The sequence below is a fragment of the Bacillus sp. N1(2025) genome (genome assembly GCF_053470005.1).
The window spans coordinates 1-18,203 of the sequence record NZ_JBLTJB010000009.1; the positions used below are offsets into that span (position 1 = coordinate 1).

General features: G+C 49.9%; 12 protein-coding genes. 11 read left to right on the forward strand and 1 reads right to left on the reverse strand.

Annotation, left to right across the window (positions count from 1 at the left end; translation table 11 throughout):
* From ACNFN4_RS17415 to ACNFN4_RS17465, 11 genes are all read left to right on the forward strand, one after another.
* A partial coding sequence (locus ACNFN4_RS17415) for an amino acid adenylation domain-containing protein (RefSeq protein WP_448200350.1) occupies positions 1–3,817 on the forward strand: 3,817 nt, incomplete at its 5' end.
* A gap of 18 nt (positions 3,818–3,835) precedes the next feature.
* Positions 3,836–7,639, forward strand: a complete 3,804-nt coding sequence (locus tag ACNFN4_RS17420; protein WP_448200351.1) for a non-ribosomal peptide synthetase — start codon at positions 3,836–3,838, stop codon at positions 7,637–7,639.
* 74 nt (positions 7,640–7,713) lie between these two features.
* A complete protein-coding gene (locus ACNFN4_RS17425; protein WP_426616752.1) occupies positions 7,714–8,094 on the forward strand; it encodes a DUF1360 domain-containing protein in 381 nt (126 codons plus the stop codon).
* Positions 8,095–8,214: 120 nt separating this feature from the next.
* A complete protein-coding gene (locus tag ACNFN4_RS17430) occupies positions 8,215–9,753 on the forward strand; it encodes a glycoside hydrolase family 10 protein (RefSeq protein ID WP_426616751.1) in 1,539 nt (512 codons plus the stop codon).
* A gap of 139 nt (positions 9,754–9,892) precedes the next feature.
* Positions 9,893–11,035, forward strand: a complete 1,143-nt coding sequence (locus tag ACNFN4_RS17435; protein ID WP_003153894.1) for an acyl-CoA dehydrogenase family protein — start codon at positions 9,893–9,895, stop codon at positions 11,033–11,035.
* A 45-nt stretch (positions 11,036–11,080) separates the two neighbouring features.
* Positions 11,081–12,721 carry an AMP-binding protein gene (locus ACNFN4_RS17440; RefSeq protein ID WP_448200352.1) on the forward strand — a complete coding sequence of 547 codons (1,641 nt, stop codon included), beginning with the start codon at positions 11,081–11,083 and terminating at the stop codon, positions 12,719–12,721.
* Positions 12,722–12,742: 21 nt separating this feature from the next.
* A complete protein-coding gene (locus ACNFN4_RS17445; protein ID WP_021493381.1) occupies positions 12,743–14,092 on the forward strand; it encodes an acetyl-CoA carboxylase biotin carboxylase subunit in 1,350 nt (449 codons plus the stop codon).
* Positions 14,089–14,301 carry an acetyl-CoA carboxylase biotin carboxyl carrier protein subunit gene (locus ACNFN4_RS17450; protein WP_007410121.1) on the forward strand — a complete coding sequence of 71 codons (213 nt, stop codon included), beginning with the start codon at positions 14,089–14,091 and terminating at the stop codon, positions 14,299–14,301. Before ACNFN4_RS17445 ends, ACNFN4_RS17450 begins: the two co-directional genes overlap by 4 nt.
* A 15-nt stretch (positions 14,302–14,316) precedes the next feature.
* A complete protein-coding gene (locus ACNFN4_RS17455) occupies positions 14,317–15,216 on the forward strand; it encodes a hydroxymethylglutaryl-CoA lyase (RefSeq protein WP_007410122.1) in 900 nt (299 codons plus the stop codon).
* Between the two features lie 13 nt (positions 15,217–15,229).
* Complete coding sequence (locus ACNFN4_RS17460) at positions 15,230–16,009, forward strand: enoyl-CoA hydratase (protein WP_100261827.1); 780 nt, start codon at positions 15,230–15,232, stop codon at positions 16,007–16,009.
* 17 nt (positions 16,010–16,026) lie between these two features.
* Entirely contained in the window at positions 16,027–17,556 is a 1,530-nt protein-coding gene (locus ACNFN4_RS17465) for an acyl-CoA carboxylase subunit beta (RefSeq protein WP_029973826.1), read from the forward strand.
* 54 nt (positions 17,557–17,610) lie between these two features.
* On the opposite strand, the gene ACNFN4_RS17470 is transcribed toward ACNFN4_RS17465, so the two are convergent.
* A complete protein-coding gene (locus tag ACNFN4_RS17470) occupies positions 17,611–18,201 on the reverse strand; it encodes a DedA family protein (RefSeq protein ID WP_007410125.1) in 591 nt (196 codons plus the stop codon).
* Positions 18,202–18,203: the final 2 nt, after the last annotated feature.

Below are 18,203 nucleotides of genomic sequence, written 5' to 3' on the forward strand. Positions count from 1 at the left end.
TGCGTACAATACGTTACTCGCGAGATTGAGCGGGCAGGAAGACATCATCGTCGGCTCGCCGATTGCCGGGCGCCCGCACAAAGACCTTGAACCGATTCTCGGCATGTTCGTCAACACGCTGGCCATCAGAACGGAGCCGAAAGGAGACAAACGGTTCACCGATTACTTGGCGGAAGTCCGCCAGGCGGCGCTTGAAGCGTATGAGCATCAGGACTATCCGTTTGAGGAGCTTGTGGAGCGGCTCGGCGTGCAGCGGGACACAAGCCGCAATCCGCTGTTTGACGCCATGCTTGTCGTTCAGAATATGGAGCATGAGGAACTGCTGTTGGACGGTTTGCATATTCAGAATGCGGACGTGTCCCGTCCGGTTTCCAAATTTGATGTCACTTTGCAGGCTTCTGAAGGCGGGGGACAGATTCATTTTCTGTTTGAATATGCGGCGTCATTATTCCGGAAAGAAACGATGCAGCGCTGGGCTTCCCACTTTATGACGATGCTTGAACACATTGTCCGTGAACCGGAAACTTCTATACAAGCGATCAGCATGCTGACTGCTCCGGAACGGAACCGGATTCTTTCGGACTTTAACGGCATGGCGGATCAACAGCTGCCTGAAAAAACAGTTCATGAACTGTTCATCACCCAGGCGCGAAAAACACCGGATGCGGCAGCCCTTATCAGCGGGGAAACTTTAATCACATATAAAGAATTAGATGAATGGTCGAATAAAATCGCCAGAGCTCTGCAAAAACGGCAGATCGGACCGGATGCCGCCGTCGGCATTGTGATACCAAGATCACCGGAACAAGTCGCGGCAGTCTTCGGGGTTTGGAAAGCCGGGGGCGCCTACGTCCCGATAGACCCTGAATATCCGGAGGAACGCAAGCAATATATCATCTCAGACAGCGGCACAGCGCTTCTCCTTACCGTACACGGCGCAATAGATCAAGTGCCTGATCATTTTAAAGGTGAAGTGCTCGCACTGGAGGATATCCAAGAACAAGACGCATCACCGGTTCAGTCATTATCAGCACCGGAAGATTTGGCTTACATCATTTACACGTCCGGGACGACAGGCAAGCCGAAAGGGGTTATGGTCGAACATCGTTCCGTCAGCCAAACCCTTCAATGGCGGAGCAAATTTTATGATCTGAATGAGAAAGATACGATTCTTCAGCTCTTTTCATTTTCCTTTGACGGGTTTGTAACAAGCATGTTCACACCGCTGATTTCCGGTGCGAAAGCGGCCGTTTTAGCTGAAGATGAAGTGAAAGATATTCTTGCTATTAAACACTATCTTGCATCTTACCGCATCACTCACATGATCATTGTTCCCGTGCTGTATCGCACACTGCTTGACGTACTGGAGCCGGGTGATGCCGAGTCTCTCCGGATTGTCACATTAGCGGGAGAAGCCGTCGACCAAAACGTTATCAGCCGCAGTTTATCAGTTTGTCCACACACTGAGCTTGCCAATGAGTACGGCCCGACGGAAAACAGCGTCGCCACTACAGCGGCAAGACATATAGAACAAAGTGAGAACATTACGATCGGCCGTCCGATTGAGCATTCACACGTTTATATTTTAAACGGAGATAACCCGCAGCCGATCGGTGTAACGGGAGAACTTTGCATCTCGGGTTCCGGCCTTGCAAGAGGATACCGCAATCTTCCTAAGCAAACGGCTCAAGCCTTTGTCCAAGACCCGTTCCAGAAGAACCGGCGCATGTACCGCACGGGCGACCTGGCAAAATGGCTGCCGGACGGCACGCTGCAATATATCGGCCGAATGGACGAGCAAGTCAAAATCAGAGGCTACCGGGTGGAACTGAAAGAAATTGAATCCGCCTTAACAGGCATAAAAGGTGTCAAAGAAGCAGTCGTCACCGCTCTGCCCGCATCAGCAGGCCAAACGGAACTATGCGCTTATATCGTGACAGAAGAAGGAACAGAAAGTGAAACCGTGCAGCAGGCGCTCAGAAATGAAATGCCCGCTTATATGGTGCCGGCGTTCTTTGAAACACTTGAAGCCCTGCCTGTCACACCGAACGGGAAGCTTGACCGCCGCGCGCTTCCTGAGCCGCAGAAAAAAGCGCACACCGGACGGGCATTTACCGAGCCTGAAAGCGACATGGAAAAAGAGCTTTCCGCGATTTGGAGCGAAGTGCTCGGGACTGAAAATATTGCCGCGGATCAATCATTTTTTGAACTGGGCGGCGATTCCATCAAAGCCCTGCAAGTATCAGCCCGATTACATCAGGCAGGAAAACAGATCGCCGTAAAAGATATTTTCAGCCGGCCGACAATTAGAGAGCTGGCGCCTTATGTCCGTACAGAGCGGCAGCCGGTCAGCCAAGCTCCTGCAGAAGGAGAAGTGAAGTGGTCGCCGGTTCACAAATGGTTCTTCACACAAGACATGAAGGAAGCAAACCATTTTAACCAGTCCGTCATGCTGACGAGAACAAATTCAATAGATGAAGAGGCCCTGAGGAAAACGTTAAAAGCCATTACCGTTCATCATGATGCCTTGCGCCTTGTCTGCAAAAAAGACGAAGAGAAAGGTCTTCTCCTCTTCAACAGACCGGCTGACCTCGCAGATGAGCAGCTTTACAGCCTGACCATTTTAGAAACGGAAGGCGATGAGCATGAGAAGGAACGTTTTGTAAAACGCCGCGTCGCAGAGCTTCAGAGAAACATGGATTTGGAGAACGGGCCGCTTGTACAGGCGGGGCTGTTCCGCTCCGAAGCAGAAGATTACTTGTTTCTGACGGTCCATCATCTCGCTGTCGACGGGATATCATGGCGGATTTTATTGGAAGACTTGGCTTCTGCTTATGAGCAGGCCGTCTCTGGACAGGAAATCAAACTCCCTCCGAAAACCATGTCATTCAAAACATATACGGAGCAGCTGACCGATTATGCCGAAAGTAAACAGCTTCTTCAGCAGGCGGAGTATTGGCGGGAGATTGAACACTATGAAACAGAAAGTCTTCCTTACGAGCAGGCAGATTTATCTCAAACTCCTGCAAAAAAACGGAACACGGTATCCTTCACTCTGACAGAAAGTGAAACGGACGCCCTGTTGAAAGATGTGCACAGCGCCTACAATACGGATACGCAAGATGTGCTTTTGGCTTCCGCCGTGCTTGCCGTTCAAAAGTGGTCGCCGCGGCACGCGTTGAAAATCGCCCTTGAAGGACACGGACGCCAATCGGAGCAGGCAGGTGCGGACATCAGCAGGACGGTGGGGTGGTTCACTTCCATTTACCCGGTGCTTTTCCGGAGCGGAGTTTATGAACCTCATGAAGAATATGAAATTCGCACATTGAAAACCGTCAAAGACACATTGCGGCGCATTCCGGATAAAGGGAACGGATACGGCGTCCTCAAATATTTGACACCGCCGGAGCTTGCCGGGATGACTTTCGGGAAAGCACCGGAGATCAGCTTTAATTATCTCGGACAATTCGATGCGCCCGGCGGGAATCCGGCAGAAACGGAACAGCCTGACGCGTTTCAGTTTTCTCCTTTGGGAGGCGGAGATGATGTGACAGATACATGGAAACGGGAGCAGTCACTTGAAATCAGCGCGATTGCGGCAAAAGGCCGGATGACCGTCAGCATTTCCTATGAAACGGAGCGCTTCCGGCAAGATACGATCGAACGGCTGTCCGAAAGCTGCCGGTATTATCTCCTGAAACTGTCGGAACACTGCCTCAGCAAAACCGATACGGAGAAGACCGTCAGTGACTTTGATGATCGGGAGCTGACTGAGGAAGCATTGCAGGATATTGCCGACTTACTCAGCTTCCACTAAACCGAGCGGGAGGAACACATGGACAAAACGAAAAATATCCAAAACATTTATCCCCTCAGCCGAATGCAGGAAGGAATGCTTTTTCATTCCTTTCTGCAAAAGGAGGGGGCTGCATATATCGAGCAATCCGTCTTCACCATAAAAGGCCGGCTTCGTCCGGAATTGTTTGAGCAAAGCGTACAGTCTGTCATCAGCCGCCACGATATTTTCAGAACGGTTTTTTTACCTCATGTCGCTCAGCTGAACGGCCCCCGCCAAGTTGTGCTGCGTGAGCGGGAATTCCGGCTGCACCGCGAAGATCTTACACATTTGGACGAAGCGGGACAGAGCGTCTATTTACAGCGATTTAAGGAACGTGACCGCTTAAAAGGCTTTGACTTGCAAAAGGATATGCTGATGCGTGTTTCTTTGTTTAAAACGGCAGACGAGGAATATGTATGCGTCTGGAGCCACCATCACATCCTTATGGACGGCTGGTGCCTCGGCATCGTCCTTCAGGAATTCATGCATATGTACCGGGCGATTGAATCAGGCTCACCCGTCACACTGGCGCCCGCAAAGCCTTACAGCACTTATATTACATGGCTGACTGATCAGGACAAAGACGCGGCTTCTGAGTATTGGAAAGGATATTTAGCAGGCTGCGAGACACCCTCAGGACTCCCGAAAATATCGGCCCGTCCTCAGGAAAAAGGCTACCGTAAGAAAGAGCTGCTGTTTTCTTTAGATCAAAATCTGACAGACAGGCTGAAAACCATCGCCAAAGAAGAGGGCGCTACGCTCGCGGTTCTTATGCAGACTGTATGGGGCCTGATGCTGCAGAGCTACAACCGGACGGACGATGCCGTATTCGGCGCCGTCGTATCAGGGCGGCCTTCCGTCATTGACGGCGTGGAAAGCATGATCGGGCTGTTTATCAATACCGTGCCGGTACGCATTAAAACGGGTGACGAAAGCTTTAGAGAACTGCTGGGCCGCTGCCAGAAAGAAATGCTTGACTCAGAGGCGTTCAGCTATCATCCGCTTGCTGACATCCAATCTCAGACTGAGCTGAAACAGGATTTAATCGACCATATCATCGTGTTTGAAAATTATCCGATCCAGCAGCAGATGAAAGACGCGGAAAAGGAATCGGATGCACCGTTCCGGATCGGGAATGTCAACGTGTCGGAACAATCGGGCTACGATTTTAACCTCATCATAGCGCCCGGCGATGAGCTGCTCATCAAATTCAGCTACAATGCGAACGTTTATGACGAAGTATGGATAGAGAGCGTAAAAGGACACTTGGAAGAAGCTCTGCGCGGCGCCGCCTTCAATCCCGATGTTCCCGCTGATCGGCTACCGATGCTCGGACAAAAGGAAAAATCAAGAATAATCGGCGAATTTAATGACACGAAAACAACTTATGAAAGAGACGAAAGCATCATCAGCCTATTCAGCCGACAGGTGAAGAAAACCCCGGACCATCAAGCGCTTCACGCCGGCGGGCTGACGATGACGTACCGGGAGCTCGATGAACGGTCAACTGCATTCGCCCGCACCCTGCTGGAAAACGGTTTGGCGCCAAAGGGAATTGCCGGGATTCTGTCCGAACGCTCACCGGAATTTATCATCGCTGTTCTCGCTGTATTGAAAGCGGGAGGGACGTACCTTCCTCTTGATGCAGAACTGCCAACCGACAGGATCGCCGATATGCTCACTGAGAGCGGAGCACAGCTGTTAACGGTGCAAAAAGGGATTGAGACTGACTTTGACTTTTCTCACATCATCTCTATCCCGGCTGCCGCAGAGAAACAAACCGCTGATGCGGGAAAACTGAATACCGATACAGCACCTGATGACCTTGCCTATATTATGTATACATCCGGTTCAACAGGAAAACCGAAGGGCGTGATGATTTCCAACCGAAACGTCGTATCGCTCGTGTCAAACAGCAATTACACGTCGGCCGGCATGACGGACCGTCTCATTCTGACAGGGTCCATCGGTTTCGACGCAGTGACGTTTGAAATCTTCGGAGCGCTTTTGAACGGGGCCTGTCTTCATGTGGTTGACCGCTCGACAATGCTTGCCCCTGAGAGGTTCGGCAATTATCTTTCTTCCAACCGGATTACGATTTTGTTTTTGACGACGGCGCTCTTTAACCAGTTCGCCCAGGCAGATCCGGAGATGTTTTCCGGATTGCACACCTTATATGTCGGCGGAGAAGCATTGTCCCCGGCGCTCATCAATAAGGTCAGACACCGCTGTCCGAATCTCAGCCTTTATAACATATACGGACCGACGGAAAATACGACATTTTCTACCTTTTACGAAATCAGGCACGATTTTTCTCAGCCGATCCCAATCGGAAAACCGATCAGCAATTCAACCGCGTATATCATTGATAAAAACGGCGGACTTGCGCCGATCGGCGTGCCCGGTGAGCTTTGTGTCGGCGGTGACGGGGTTGCCAAAGGCTATTTAAACAGGCCTGACTTAACAAGTGAAGCATTTGTCAGCCACCCGATTCATCCTGAAGAAAAGATCTACAAAACAGGCGACTTGGCACACTGGCTGCCTGATGGAAGCATCGGATACATCAGCCGTATTGACCGTCAATTCAAGATTCGCGGGAAGCGGATTGAGCCGGCCGAAATTGAAGCACGCTTGACTGAAATAGATGGAATCAGGGAATCGGCAGTCATCGTAGCAAAAGAAGGACAAGAAGCAATCCTTTGTGCGTATTATACGGGCGCGCATGTTGAAGAAAAAACCATTCGATCTCTATTGGCCAGGTCGCTTCCCGACTATATGATTCCTCAGTATGTGATTAAGCTTGACCGTATGCCGCTTACCGCAAACGGCAAAGTGGACCGCCGCGGGCTGCCTGCGCCAGAACGGAAAAAAACGTCATCAAAAGCCGTTCCGCCACGAAACTGGGTGGAGCGTGAGCTGATCGACATTTGGACGCCGATCCTCGGTTGCGGGGAGCTGGGCATACAGGATGACTTCTTTGAGCTGGGCGGCCATTCTTTGAAAGCATTGCAAGTGATTCATCAGCTGAAGACCAGGCAGCAGATGGATGTGCCGATTGAAATGATATTTGAATATCCGACAATTGAACAATTGGCTGAAAAGCTATATTCCAGCACACTGTCAGAAGCTGCAGAGCAGCATATCAGCAGACTGAACCAGCCGAAAGGCCGCAATCTTTTCTGTTTTCCGCCTATCTCAGGTTTCGGCATTTTCTTTAAAGATCTTGCGGCGGCATTAAATGGACGGGCTGCTGTGTACGGTTTTAACTTTATTGAAGAAGACAGCAGAATGGAACAATACATTGATAAAATGCTGGAAATCCAGCCGGAAGGCCCTTATATCCTCTTCGGATATTCGGCAGGCGGCAATACGGCATTCGAGGCGGCAAAAGCGATGGAAAAGTGCGGCTTAGAAATCAGTGACGTCATTATCGCAGACGCGTACAGAAAGCTTGACGCACTGCCGCCGCAGCCAACAAACGCAACAGCCGACAACGTCCCGGAAGCCGTCAGAGAAGCGGTCATCAAAAAGACAGAGCGCTATCAAACGTACTGGGCGGAACTGATAAATGACGGCCAAATCGCGGCCAACCTCCATTTTATCGAGGCCGGCATAAAGGAAGAGCACAGTGATAAGACCGAGCCGATGAAATGGGAAGGCGCCACAACGGGACTCTATCAGGAATATCAAGGCGGGGGCGCCCATAAAGATATGTTTGAACCCGCCTTTGCACAGCAAAATGCTGAGGTCATACTGGACATCATTGCAAACAGCGGAAGACGCTTGGAGCGGAATCTGTAACATCCGGCAGAATGGCTGAAGAAGACAAAGGGCAAGATAGGGGAATCAAACTCAGTTTTTTTGGAGGCTTTGACATGACGAACCTATCTTGGCTTACGTATGTAATGATTATTCTTGCCAGCTACCGGCTGACCCATTTGATCGTATTTGATAAGATTACGGAATTCATAAGAAAACCCTTTATAAAGCAAGAAAAAATCGTCGATCAAAACGGGCGCGCCGTCCAAAAAAAAGTCCCTTCCTCCGCATTCGGTTATATGCTGCAATGTTATTGGTGTGCGGGCGTCTGGTGCGCCATATTGATCGGCATCTGCTATTTGGTCTGGCCCCGCTATGCACATCCGGTTATTTTCATTTTGTCCATCGCCGGAGCGCAGGCCATTCTTGAAACTTGTGTCGGCGTCGGAACGAAGATCATTGACGTGCTCGCCGCCATGAAACATAAAAAGTCCTGAAGCGTTTTATTCGCTTTAGGACTTTTTTCTTTCCCTTTTAGGCTGAGAGGAGCAAAGCAGGCTTTCTGATTCACCGCCCGGAATGCTTCGGAATACCGTAAAGCAGAGAGGGGGAAAAACATGAAAAGCTGCCGTTTTAGCATGATATGGTTTTTGGCCGTTGTACTGACAGCCGGCATCTTTACATTCTCAGCATCCGCACAAGCAAGCGGCACTCAGCCGGAGAGAGAAATGAGAGCCGTATGGATCGCGTCTGTCACCAATATCGACTGGCCCTCTAAAAAAGGGCTGTCACCGGAAGAGCAAAAAAGAGAATACAGCAAGCTGCTGGATGACGTTCAGGAGATGGGAATGAACGCCGTTATCGTCCAAATTAAGCCTGCGGCTGATGCTTTTTATCCATCAGATTACGGGCCTTGGTCAGAGTATCTGACAGGAACACAAGGCAAAAATCCCGGCTACGATCCGCTTGCTTTTTTAGTTGAAGAGACACATAAACGGAATCTTGAATTTCACGCTTGGTTCAATCCTTACCGGATCACGATGAATCATACAAATTTGAATGCGCTTTCAGATGATCATCCCGCGCGTTCCCATCCGGACTGGGTCGCTGCATACGGAAAACAGCTGTACTATAATCCGGGCATTCCGGAAGTAAGACAATTTATAACGGATGGAATCAAAGAGGTGGTCAGCCGTTATGACATTGATGCGGTTCATATGGATGATTATTTTTATCCTTATAAAATTGCCGGACAGGAATTCCCCGATCAGGCGGAATACGAACGGTACGGAAAAGCTCACTTTGCATCAGTTGATGACTGGCGCAGGGATAACGTCAACCGGCTTGTAAAAGAAATCAACCAAACCATCAAACGAGAAAAACCTTATGTCAAATTCGGAATCAGCCCGTTCGGCGTATGGAGAAATGCCGCAGATGACCCGACAGGCTCCGAAACGGCCGCAGGGGTGCGGAACTACGATGATTTATATGCTGATACGAGAGAATGGATCCAAAAAGGATACATTGATTACATCGCACCGCAAATTTACTGGAGCATCGGATTTAAAGCGGCGGCATATGACGTCTTAGCGGATTGGTGGGGAAAAGAAGTGAACAATCGGCCGGTGCATTTATATATCGGGCAGGCAGCTTATAAAATCAACAACAATGCTGATCCGGCCTGGGCCGACCCGGGGGAATACGGAAGACAGATTGCTCTTAACAGGGGATCAGCATGGATAAAAGGCAGCATGCATTTCAGTTTAAAGGATTTAAACCGTAATCCGCTCGATGTGAAAAACCGTTTGATCAAAGACATGTACAGCCGGCCCGCATTAATTCCCGAGATGCCTTGGCTCGGACATTCCGCTTTAAAAAAACCGGCTGTCAAACGGGCGGAGAAGAACGCTTCAGGCCATACACTCTATATTGAAGATGCGAAATCCAACGGTAAAAAAACGGCTTATTACGCCATTTACCGCGCAGAAAAGGGAAAGCAGCCTTATTTAGTGGATACAGTCAGAAAAACATCGTCACGGACGCAGACATTTTCAGATACTGATATTCGGGCGGAAGAAGCCTGCACCTATATCGTTACTTCCGTTGACAGGCTACACCATGAGAGCCGTCCCTCCGCAAAACGGACGATTAAATAGCCATTATTAATAAACTGACAGTTGCGGCGCTGTCAGTTTTTTTGCGGCGGATGAGTCCGAATGTTCAGACTTCATTTGGATGGAATGAATAAAGACCCCCATTAATAAAATGTAGAAAGCAGCAGAAGGAGGAAGGTTAATGAATTTTCAACTGACAAAAGAACAGCAGATGGTGCGCGAAATGGTCAGAGATTTCGCCAAAAATGAAATTGCCCCGAAAGCCCATGAGGTTGATCAATCAGCCGTCTTCCCGATAGACACATTTAAAAAAATAGGCGAACTCGGGCTGCTCGGAATTCCGTTTCCGGAAGAATACGGCGGGGCGGGCGGTGATACCATTTCATATGCAGCAGCGGTCGAAGAAATCGGAAAAGCCTGCGGCAGCACGGGGCTGAGCTACGCGGCAGCCGTGTCACTCGGCGCAAGCCCATTATACTATTTCGGTACTGAACAGCAAAAGCAAGAACATCTTATTCCGCTTGCTTCGGGAAAAGCGCTCGGATCATTCGGGCTGACAGAGCCGAATGCCGGTTCAGATGCCGGCGGCACCCAGACAAAAGCCGAGAAAAAGGGCGATGACTATGTGATAAACGGAGAGAAATGCTGGATCACAAACGCAAATTACGCCCGCACGGTCATTGTCACCGCCGTTACGGGAAAGAACTCCGCCGGAAAACCGATCATTTCAGCTCTCATCGTCCCCACAGACACACCGGGATTTACGATCACAAATCCGTACGACAAGATGGGTGTGAGAGGATCGGATACGGCCGAGCTTGTGCTGGAGGATGTCAGGGTGCCTGCCGATAACCTGCTCGGTGATCCTGAAAAAGGTTTTAAACAATTTTTATATACATTAGACGGCGGGCGGATCTCGATTGCGGCACTGGCTGTCGGTATCGCTCAAGGCGCGCTGGAGGCGTCGCTGTCATATGCGAAGGAACGCAAGCAGTTCGGCAGTCCGATATCGTCATTTCAAGCCATTCAATTTAAGCTGGCCGATATGGCGATGGAAATTGACCTTGCCAGACAGATGGTGCTTAAAGCGGCATGGCTGAAGGATCAAAACCTGCCATTTACGAAAGAAGCGGCATTCGCCAAGCTTTATGCTTCAGAAATGGCCGTCAGAACGTGCCTTCAGGCCATCCAAATTCATGGCGGTTCCGGTTATATGAAGGAATGCGGTGTCGAACGCATGCTTCGTGACGCAAAGCTGATGGAGATTGGCGAAGGAACGTCAGAAATTCAAAGAATGGTCATCGCAAGACAGCTTTTGAAGTGAAATGAAAACGTTTACTAAGACAGGGATGGAAGGGGGGCAGGTCATATGGCTGAACTTATCCATTTAACAGCCGGAAAGCTGCTTGAGCGGACCGCGAAGCTTTTTCCGGATCATGAAGCGGTTGTTTACCCTGAGCGCGGCCTTCGTTATACGTATGCCGAGTTTGACCGGTTATGCCGGCAAACCGCAAAAGGGCTGATGAAGCTGGGAGTTGAAAAAGGAGATCATGTGGCCATATGGGCATCGAACATTCCGGAATGGCTCGCGGCGCAATTTGCAACGGCGAAAATCGGCGCCGTTCTGGTCACCATTAATACAAATTTTCAAATCGCAGAGCTCGATTACCTGCTGGCACATTCAGATGTCTCGTCCCTGATAATCATGGATTCCTACCGGCAGACATCTTATGTTGAGATGGTGAATAAGCTGATTCCGGAGCTGAAAACGTGTGAGCGCGGCAGGCTGCGTTCGAAACGTTATCCATTTTTACGGACGGTGTTATATATCGGTGATAAAAGCCCGCCCGGGATGCACCGTTGGGATTCTTTGCTGAAGGATGCCGAGTCTGTAACGGATGCAGAGCTTGACGGAAGGATGGACAGCCTGGAAAAGGGTGATTGCATTCATATGCAATATACATCAGGTACGACCGGATTTCCGAAAGGCGTCATGCTCTCACATTTTAATATCGTAAATAACGCGGCCAATATCGCAGAATGCATGAAGCTTACTTCAAGTGACCGTTTATGTATTCCCGTGCCGTTTTTCCACTGCTTTGGGTGTGTGCTCGGCGTGCTGGCATGTGTTTCCGCGGGTGCGGCGATGATTCCGATCGAACAGTTTTCTCCGCCGGCCGTTCTGAAAACGGTGGAGAAAGAATCCTGCACGGCTCTGCACGGTGTACCGACGATGTTTATCGCCCTCCTAAATGACAGCCGTTTTTCTGAATATGATCTTTCCCACGTCCGAACCGGGATTATGGCAGGCTCGCCATGCCCGGCGGAAGTCATGAGAGAAGTGATCGGCAAAATGGGGATGACCGACATTACAATTGCCTACGGACAGACCGAAGCATCACCTGTTATTACGCAGACAAGAACGGATGATTCATTTGAAAGAAGAGTGGAAACAGCGGGGCGCGCGCTTCCCCATATCGAAGTCAGAATCGTTCGGCCCGGAACATCCCAAGAAGCCGCCCGGGGCGAACAAGGAGAGCTCTGCACCCGCGGATATCATGTCATGAAAGGCTATTATAAAAATCAAGAAGCGACCGAAGAAGCGATAGACAAAGACGGCTGGCTGCATACCGGTGATTTAGCGGTCATGGACGAGGACGGATACTGCAAAATCACGGGCCGTCTGAAAGACATGCTGATCAGGGGCGGCGAAAATATCTATCCGCGCGAGATTGAGGAAATGTTATATCGGCATCCCGCGGTAGCAGACGTTCAGGTCGTCGGCGTGCCTGATCCGAAATACGGAGAAGAGGCCGCGGCGTGGATCAGGCTCAAAGACGGACAAACCGCTTCCGCAGAAGACATCAGAGCCTTTTGCAAAGAACATATCGCCCGCTATAAAGTCCCCAGGTATGTTTTGTTTACAGATGAATATCCAATGACAGCCTCCGGAAAAATTCAGAAATTCAAGCTGCGGGAAAAAACGATTGAAGAGCTCAAGTTAACTTAATGAAAAAGGAGTGCTTCACATTTGTTTAAAAAAGTCCTGATTGCCAACAGAGGAGAAATCGCCTTAAGAATTATCCGCACCTGCAAACGTCTCGGCATCCCCTCGGCAGCTGTGTATTCAGAAGCCGACCGGGACGCGCTGCATGTAAAAGCTGCTGATGAGGCCTATCCGATCGGTAAATCGAGAGTAAATGAAAGCTATTTACATATCGACAGAATCATAGAAGCCGCTAAATCCGCCGGAGCGGACGCCATTCATCCGGGCTACGGGCTACTGTCAGAAAACAGCCTGTTCGCCGAACGCTGCCGGAAGGAACAAATCACATTTATCGGTCCGCCCGGTGATATCATCGCCAAGATGGGCAGCAAGATAGAAGCCCGAAAAACGATGCAAAAAGCAAAGGTCCCGATCGTTCCCGGTGTTTCAGAGCCATTGCCCGATGTTCACTCCGCCTTAGCCGAAGCCCGTGCCATCGGTTTTCCGGTCATGCTGAAAGCGTCCGCAGGCGGCGGCGGAATCGGCATGCAGATCGTACATTCAGAAGAAGAGCTGGCCAAAGCGTTCGAAGGCAATCAAAAGCGGGCCGCGTCCTTTTTCGGAGACGGCGCAATGTACATGGAAAAGGTCATTGAAAATGCCCGTCATATTGAAATTCAGATACTCGCAGATTCTTTCGGCAACACCGTTCATCTGTTTGAACGTGACTGTTCAGTACAAAGGCGCCACCAAAAAGTGATAGAAGAAGCACCGTCACCGTTTGTTGACGATGAATTAAGACAAAGACTCGGTGAAACCGCCGTTAAAGCCGCAAAATCGATCGGCTACCAAAATGCAGGCACAATAGAATTTCTCGTCGACCAAAAGAAACAAATCTATTTTTTAGAGATGAACACAAGACTGCAGGTGGAGCATCCGGTGACAGAAGAAATTACAGGACTGGATCTTGTGGAAGAACAGCTGAAAATTGCCGCTGGGCAGGCGCTGACTTTCTCGCAGAAAGATATCAACCACCGCGGTCATGCGATAGAAGTGCGGATCTATGCGGAAGATCCGGTCACCTTTTACCCGTCACCCGGTACCATCTCGTCTTTTTCCGTTTTAAGACACCCGTCAGTGCGACACGAATGCGCCGTCGAAAAGGGAAGCGTCATTTCTCCGTTTTACGATCCGATGATTGCCAAAATGATCGTCACGGCGAATACGAGAAAACAAGCCATTGAACAACTGAAAACCGCCCTTGGCGAATATCATGTAGAAGGGATTAAAACCAACATTCCGCTGCTGACAAAAATTGCCCATTCAGAAGTGTTTGAAAAGGGTGAGGCGACAACCGGCTTTTTACAAACAATGAACGAGGGGGCGTCAAAATGAGCGTCATAAAAATTCAGATGGCGGGAAACCTGTGGAAAATTCATGTGAAGCCGGGTGATGTCATTGAAGAAGGACAGGAAGTGGCCATCTTGGAATCTATGAAAATGGAAATTCCGATTATCGCTGATGCAGCGGGTACGGTGAAAGAAGTGAAAAAATCAGAAGGTGATTTCACTGATGAAGGAGAGGTCCTGATTGAACTTCAATAAAACGGGAGGTGCAGCATGAACTGTCCGAAACATGTCCGCATCAATGAAGTAGGACCGCGTGACGGCTTGCAGAATGAATCGGCGTGGGTGGATACAGAAGATAAGATTGAGTGGATCAATATGCTTTCAAAAACAGGCCTTCCCTATATCGAAGTGACATCATTCGTGCATCCGAGATGGATTCCGGCTCTTCGTGACAGCCTGGACGTCGCAAAAGGCATTGCCAGATCTGAACATACGGTCTACGCGGCTCTCGTTCCGAACCTCATCGGGCTGGAGCATGCGGCAGAAGGCGGAATCGATCAGGCATGTGTATTTTTATCTGCAAGCGAAACCCATAACCAAAAAAACGTAAACAAACCGATTGACCGGACCGTTCAAGAGCTCAGGCGGGTTATTACTGAAGCAAAAGCTGAAAAAATGGCGACGAGAGCTTATCTGTCCACTGTGTTCGGCTGTCCGTACGAACAGAACGTGCCGGTCGAACAAGTCATCCGCCTGTCAGACACCCTGCTCGAAATGGGTGTTGATGAAATATCGCTCGGCGACACGATCGGCGCGGCAAACCCCTTGCAGGTCATAGCCGTGCTTGAAGCCCTTTTGCCGAGAATTCCCGCCTCAAAAATCGCACTCCATTTCCATGATACAAGAGGAACGGCTCTAGCGAATATCATTCCCGCTCTTGATATGGGCATCACATCCTTTGATACTTCCTCAGGCGGGCTTGGCGGCTGCCCGTACGCCCCTGGATCAGCAGGCAACGCTGCCACAGAAGACGTCATTTATATGCTCGAACAAATGGGGATTGATACCGGGACGGACATGAATAAACTTCTTTATGCCGCCGGCTGGATCGCGGATAAAATAGGCAAAGACCTGCCAAGCAGAAACCTGCAGGCATTCAGAACGAAATGAGAAAGGAGAAGCCATGGAAGATTGCGTCTTGTATTCCGTCTGTCAAGAAACGATCGGTCTGATCACGCTGAACCGCCCGCATGCGGCCAACTCGCTGTCTTCAGAAATGATTGATCATTTACAGCGTGTGATTGAAGACATCAAAAACTCGCCATCCATTCGTTGTGTCATTCTCACCGGCACCGGGAACACATTTTGCGCCGGTGCTGATTTAAAAGAAAGAGCGGGGATGGACCATGAACAAGTCCAACAAAGCGTCAGGCGTATCGGTGAAACGGCCGCATCCATTGAAGCTCTCCCGCAGCCGGTCATTGCAGCGCTGAACGGCACCGCTGTCGGAGGAGGCCTTGAACTCGCTCTTGCCTGCGATATCAGAATCGCCGTCAGCCGGGCGGGCCTCGGCCTTCCTGAAACAGGGCTTGCGATCATTCCCGGAGCGGGCGGAACGCAGAGACTGCCCCGGCTTATCGGTCCCGGCGCGGCAAAAGAATTGATCTATACCGGCCGAAGACTTTCTGCAGAAGAGGGAAAAGACATGAAGCTGATCGAGTATGTTTGTGAAGCCGATGAACTTATGGAAAAAGCAAAAGCACTGGCCGGCCGAATCGCCGCTAATGGGCCGATCGCCGTCAGACAAGCAAAATCCGCGATAAACAAGGGTCTGGAGACAGATCTCAATACAGGACTCGAAATCGAACGAAAAGCATATGAACAAGTCATCCCCACACTTGACAGAGAAGAGGGCCTGCGCGCTTTTAAAGAAAAAAGACCCCCTGAATACAAAGGAAAATAAAACATGGAGGGACTCGGATGGATTACGAAAAAGAACGGCAGACACGCAGCAAAACGATTGAAAAGGGAGGAGCCGCGAAATATCACGCAAGCAATGAAAAGAAGGGAAAACTTTTTGTAAGAGACAGGCTGAAGCTTTTATTCGATGACGGCATATCTGTTGAAGACGCTTTTTTCGCCGAGTGCATGTCAGACGGACTGCCGGCTGACGGGGTCGTTACCGGGATCGGAACCATCGGCGGCAGAACCGTTTGTGTGATGGCAAACGACTCAACCGTAAAGGCGGGCTCGTGGGGCGCGAAAACGGTGGAAAAAATCATCCGCATTCAGGAGACGGCGGAAAAGCTTCAGTGTCCGCTCTTGTACTTAGTCGATTCCGCAGGTGCGAGAATTACGGATCAGGTCGACATGTTCCCGGGCAGAAGGGGAGCCGGCCGCATCTTTTATAATCAAGTAAAGCTGTCGGGCCGCATTCCGCAAATCTGTTTATTGTTCGGCCCTTCCGCTGCGGGCGGCGCTTACATTCCGGCCTTTTGCGACATTGTCATTATGGTCGAAGGCAATGCATCCATGTACTTAGGCTCCCCGCGTATGGCGGAAATGGTGATTGGCGAGAAAGTATCGCTTGAAGAAATGGGCGGCGCCCGTATGCATTGTTCCGTATCAGGCTGCGGTGATCTCCTCGCCCCGACGGAACAAGAAGCAATCATGATGGCGCAGACATATCTCAGCTACTTTCCGGCAAATTATACTGAAAAAGCGCCAGTCAACAAATCTAAGAACCCGATAGCTTTTGAAAAACCGCTCTCAGATGTCATCCCGGCACATCAAAACGCACCGTTCAACATGATGGATTTAATTGAACGTGTCATTGATGAAGACACATTTTTTGAGATTAAACCGTTATTTGCGCAGGAATTAATAACGGGGCTTGCGCGGATTCACGGACAGCCGGTCGGCATTATCGCCAATCAGCCGCGTGTCAAAGGCGGGGTTTTATTTCTCGATTCGGCGGATAAAGCCGCAAAATTTATCGCTTTGTGCGACGCATTCCATATTCCGCTTCTGTTTTTAGCAGACATTCCCGGATTCATGATCGGAACGAAGGTTGAGCAGGCGGGCATCATCAGGCATGGCGCAAAAATGATCTCCGCAATGGCGGAAGCGACTGTTCCGAAGCTTTCCGTTATCGTCAGAAAAGCCTACGGTGCCGGATTATACGCGATGGCGGGGCCTGCTTTTGAACCGGACTGCTGTTTAGCGCTTCCGACTGCGCAAATTGCCGTAATGGGTCCTGAAGCAGCGGTGAATGCGGTCTACGCAAAGAAAATCAGCGAGCTAGCCCCTGAAGAAAGACCGGCTTTTATTCAAGAAAAGCGTGATGAATATAAGGAAGACATTAACCTTTACCGGCTTGCCTCTGAAATGGTGATTGACGGCATTGTTCCTGCTGATTCCTTGCGGGATGAACTCAATAAACGCCTCACTGCTTACATGTCCAAACAACTGACATTCACACACCGGAAACACCCCGTATACCCGGTATAAATAAAAAAAAGACTGCACAGATCCGGCTCACAGCCGTTCTTATGCAGTCTTTTTTCACAGTCTTGATCTCATTTTCTTTACAACAAAATAAACAACAATAAATACGAGCGCCAATATAATGATCGGAGTTGTATACATTCCGGCATAGCTGTCTACGTCTTTCCACTGTCCCCCGAGCTGATACCCGAGATAAACGAAAATGACAGACCACGGAATAATGGCAAGCGTCGTCAATATGACAAACTTGGAAAGAGGCATTTTCGCAAGGCCGGCCGGGATGGAAATCGCATGTCTGACGACCGGGATAAACCGCGCCGAAAACACAACGCCGGCGCCGTAACGGCGAAACCAGTTTTCCGCAACATCAACATGATGCTTTTTCAGAAGTAAGTACTTGCCGTACTTGTCCAAAAACGGCCGTCCCCCATAACGGGCGATCCAGTAAATAAAGCACTGCGCGATCGTTCCCCCGATCACACCGGCGACAATGGCGCCGATAAAGCTGATCGTACCTTCTGACACCATATAGCCTCCGTAAGCCAGAACGATTTCACTCGGAATGATTTCGATCATTAATCCGAGCGCAATCCCTAAATAGCCCATACTTGTCAGCCAGGATAATATTTCACTAATAAAATTGCCCACAC

Excerpts from the sequence above, each read along its gene's own strand:
- ACNFN4_RS17440 (WP_448200352.1), top strand. The coding sequence starts at position 11,081 with ATGGCTGAACTTATCCATTTAACAGCCGGAAAGCTGCTTGAGCGGACC.
- ACNFN4_RS17430 (WP_426616751.1), top strand. The coding sequence starts at position 8,215 with ATGAAAAGCTGCCGTTTTAGCATGATATGGTTTTTGGCCGTTGTACTG.
- ACNFN4_RS17425 (WP_426616752.1), top strand. The coding sequence starts at position 7,714 with ATGACGAACCTATCTTGGCTTACGTATGTAATGATTATTCTTGCCAGC.
- ACNFN4_RS17455 (WP_007410122.1), top strand. The coding sequence starts at position 14,317 with ATGAACTGTCCGAAACATGTCCGCATCAATGAAGTAGGACCGCGTGAC.
- ACNFN4_RS17420 (WP_448200351.1), top strand. The coding sequence starts at position 3,836 with ATGGACAAAACGAAAAATATCCAAAACATTTATCCCCTCAGCCGAATG.
- ACNFN4_RS17450 (WP_007410121.1), top strand. The coding sequence starts at position 14,089 with ATGAGCGTCATAAAAATTCAGATGGCGGGAAACCTGTGGAAAATTCAT.
- ACNFN4_RS17460 (WP_100261827.1), top strand. The coding sequence starts at position 15,230 with ATGGAAGATTGCGTCTTGTATTCCGTCTGTCAAGAAACGATCGGTCTG.
- ACNFN4_RS17465 (WP_029973826.1), top strand. The coding sequence starts at position 16,027 with ATGGATTACGAAAAAGAACGGCAGACACGCAGCAAAACGATTGAAAAG.
- ACNFN4_RS17435 (WP_003153894.1), top strand. The coding sequence starts at position 9,893 with ATGAATTTTCAACTGACAAAAGAACAGCAGATGGTGCGCGAAATGGTC.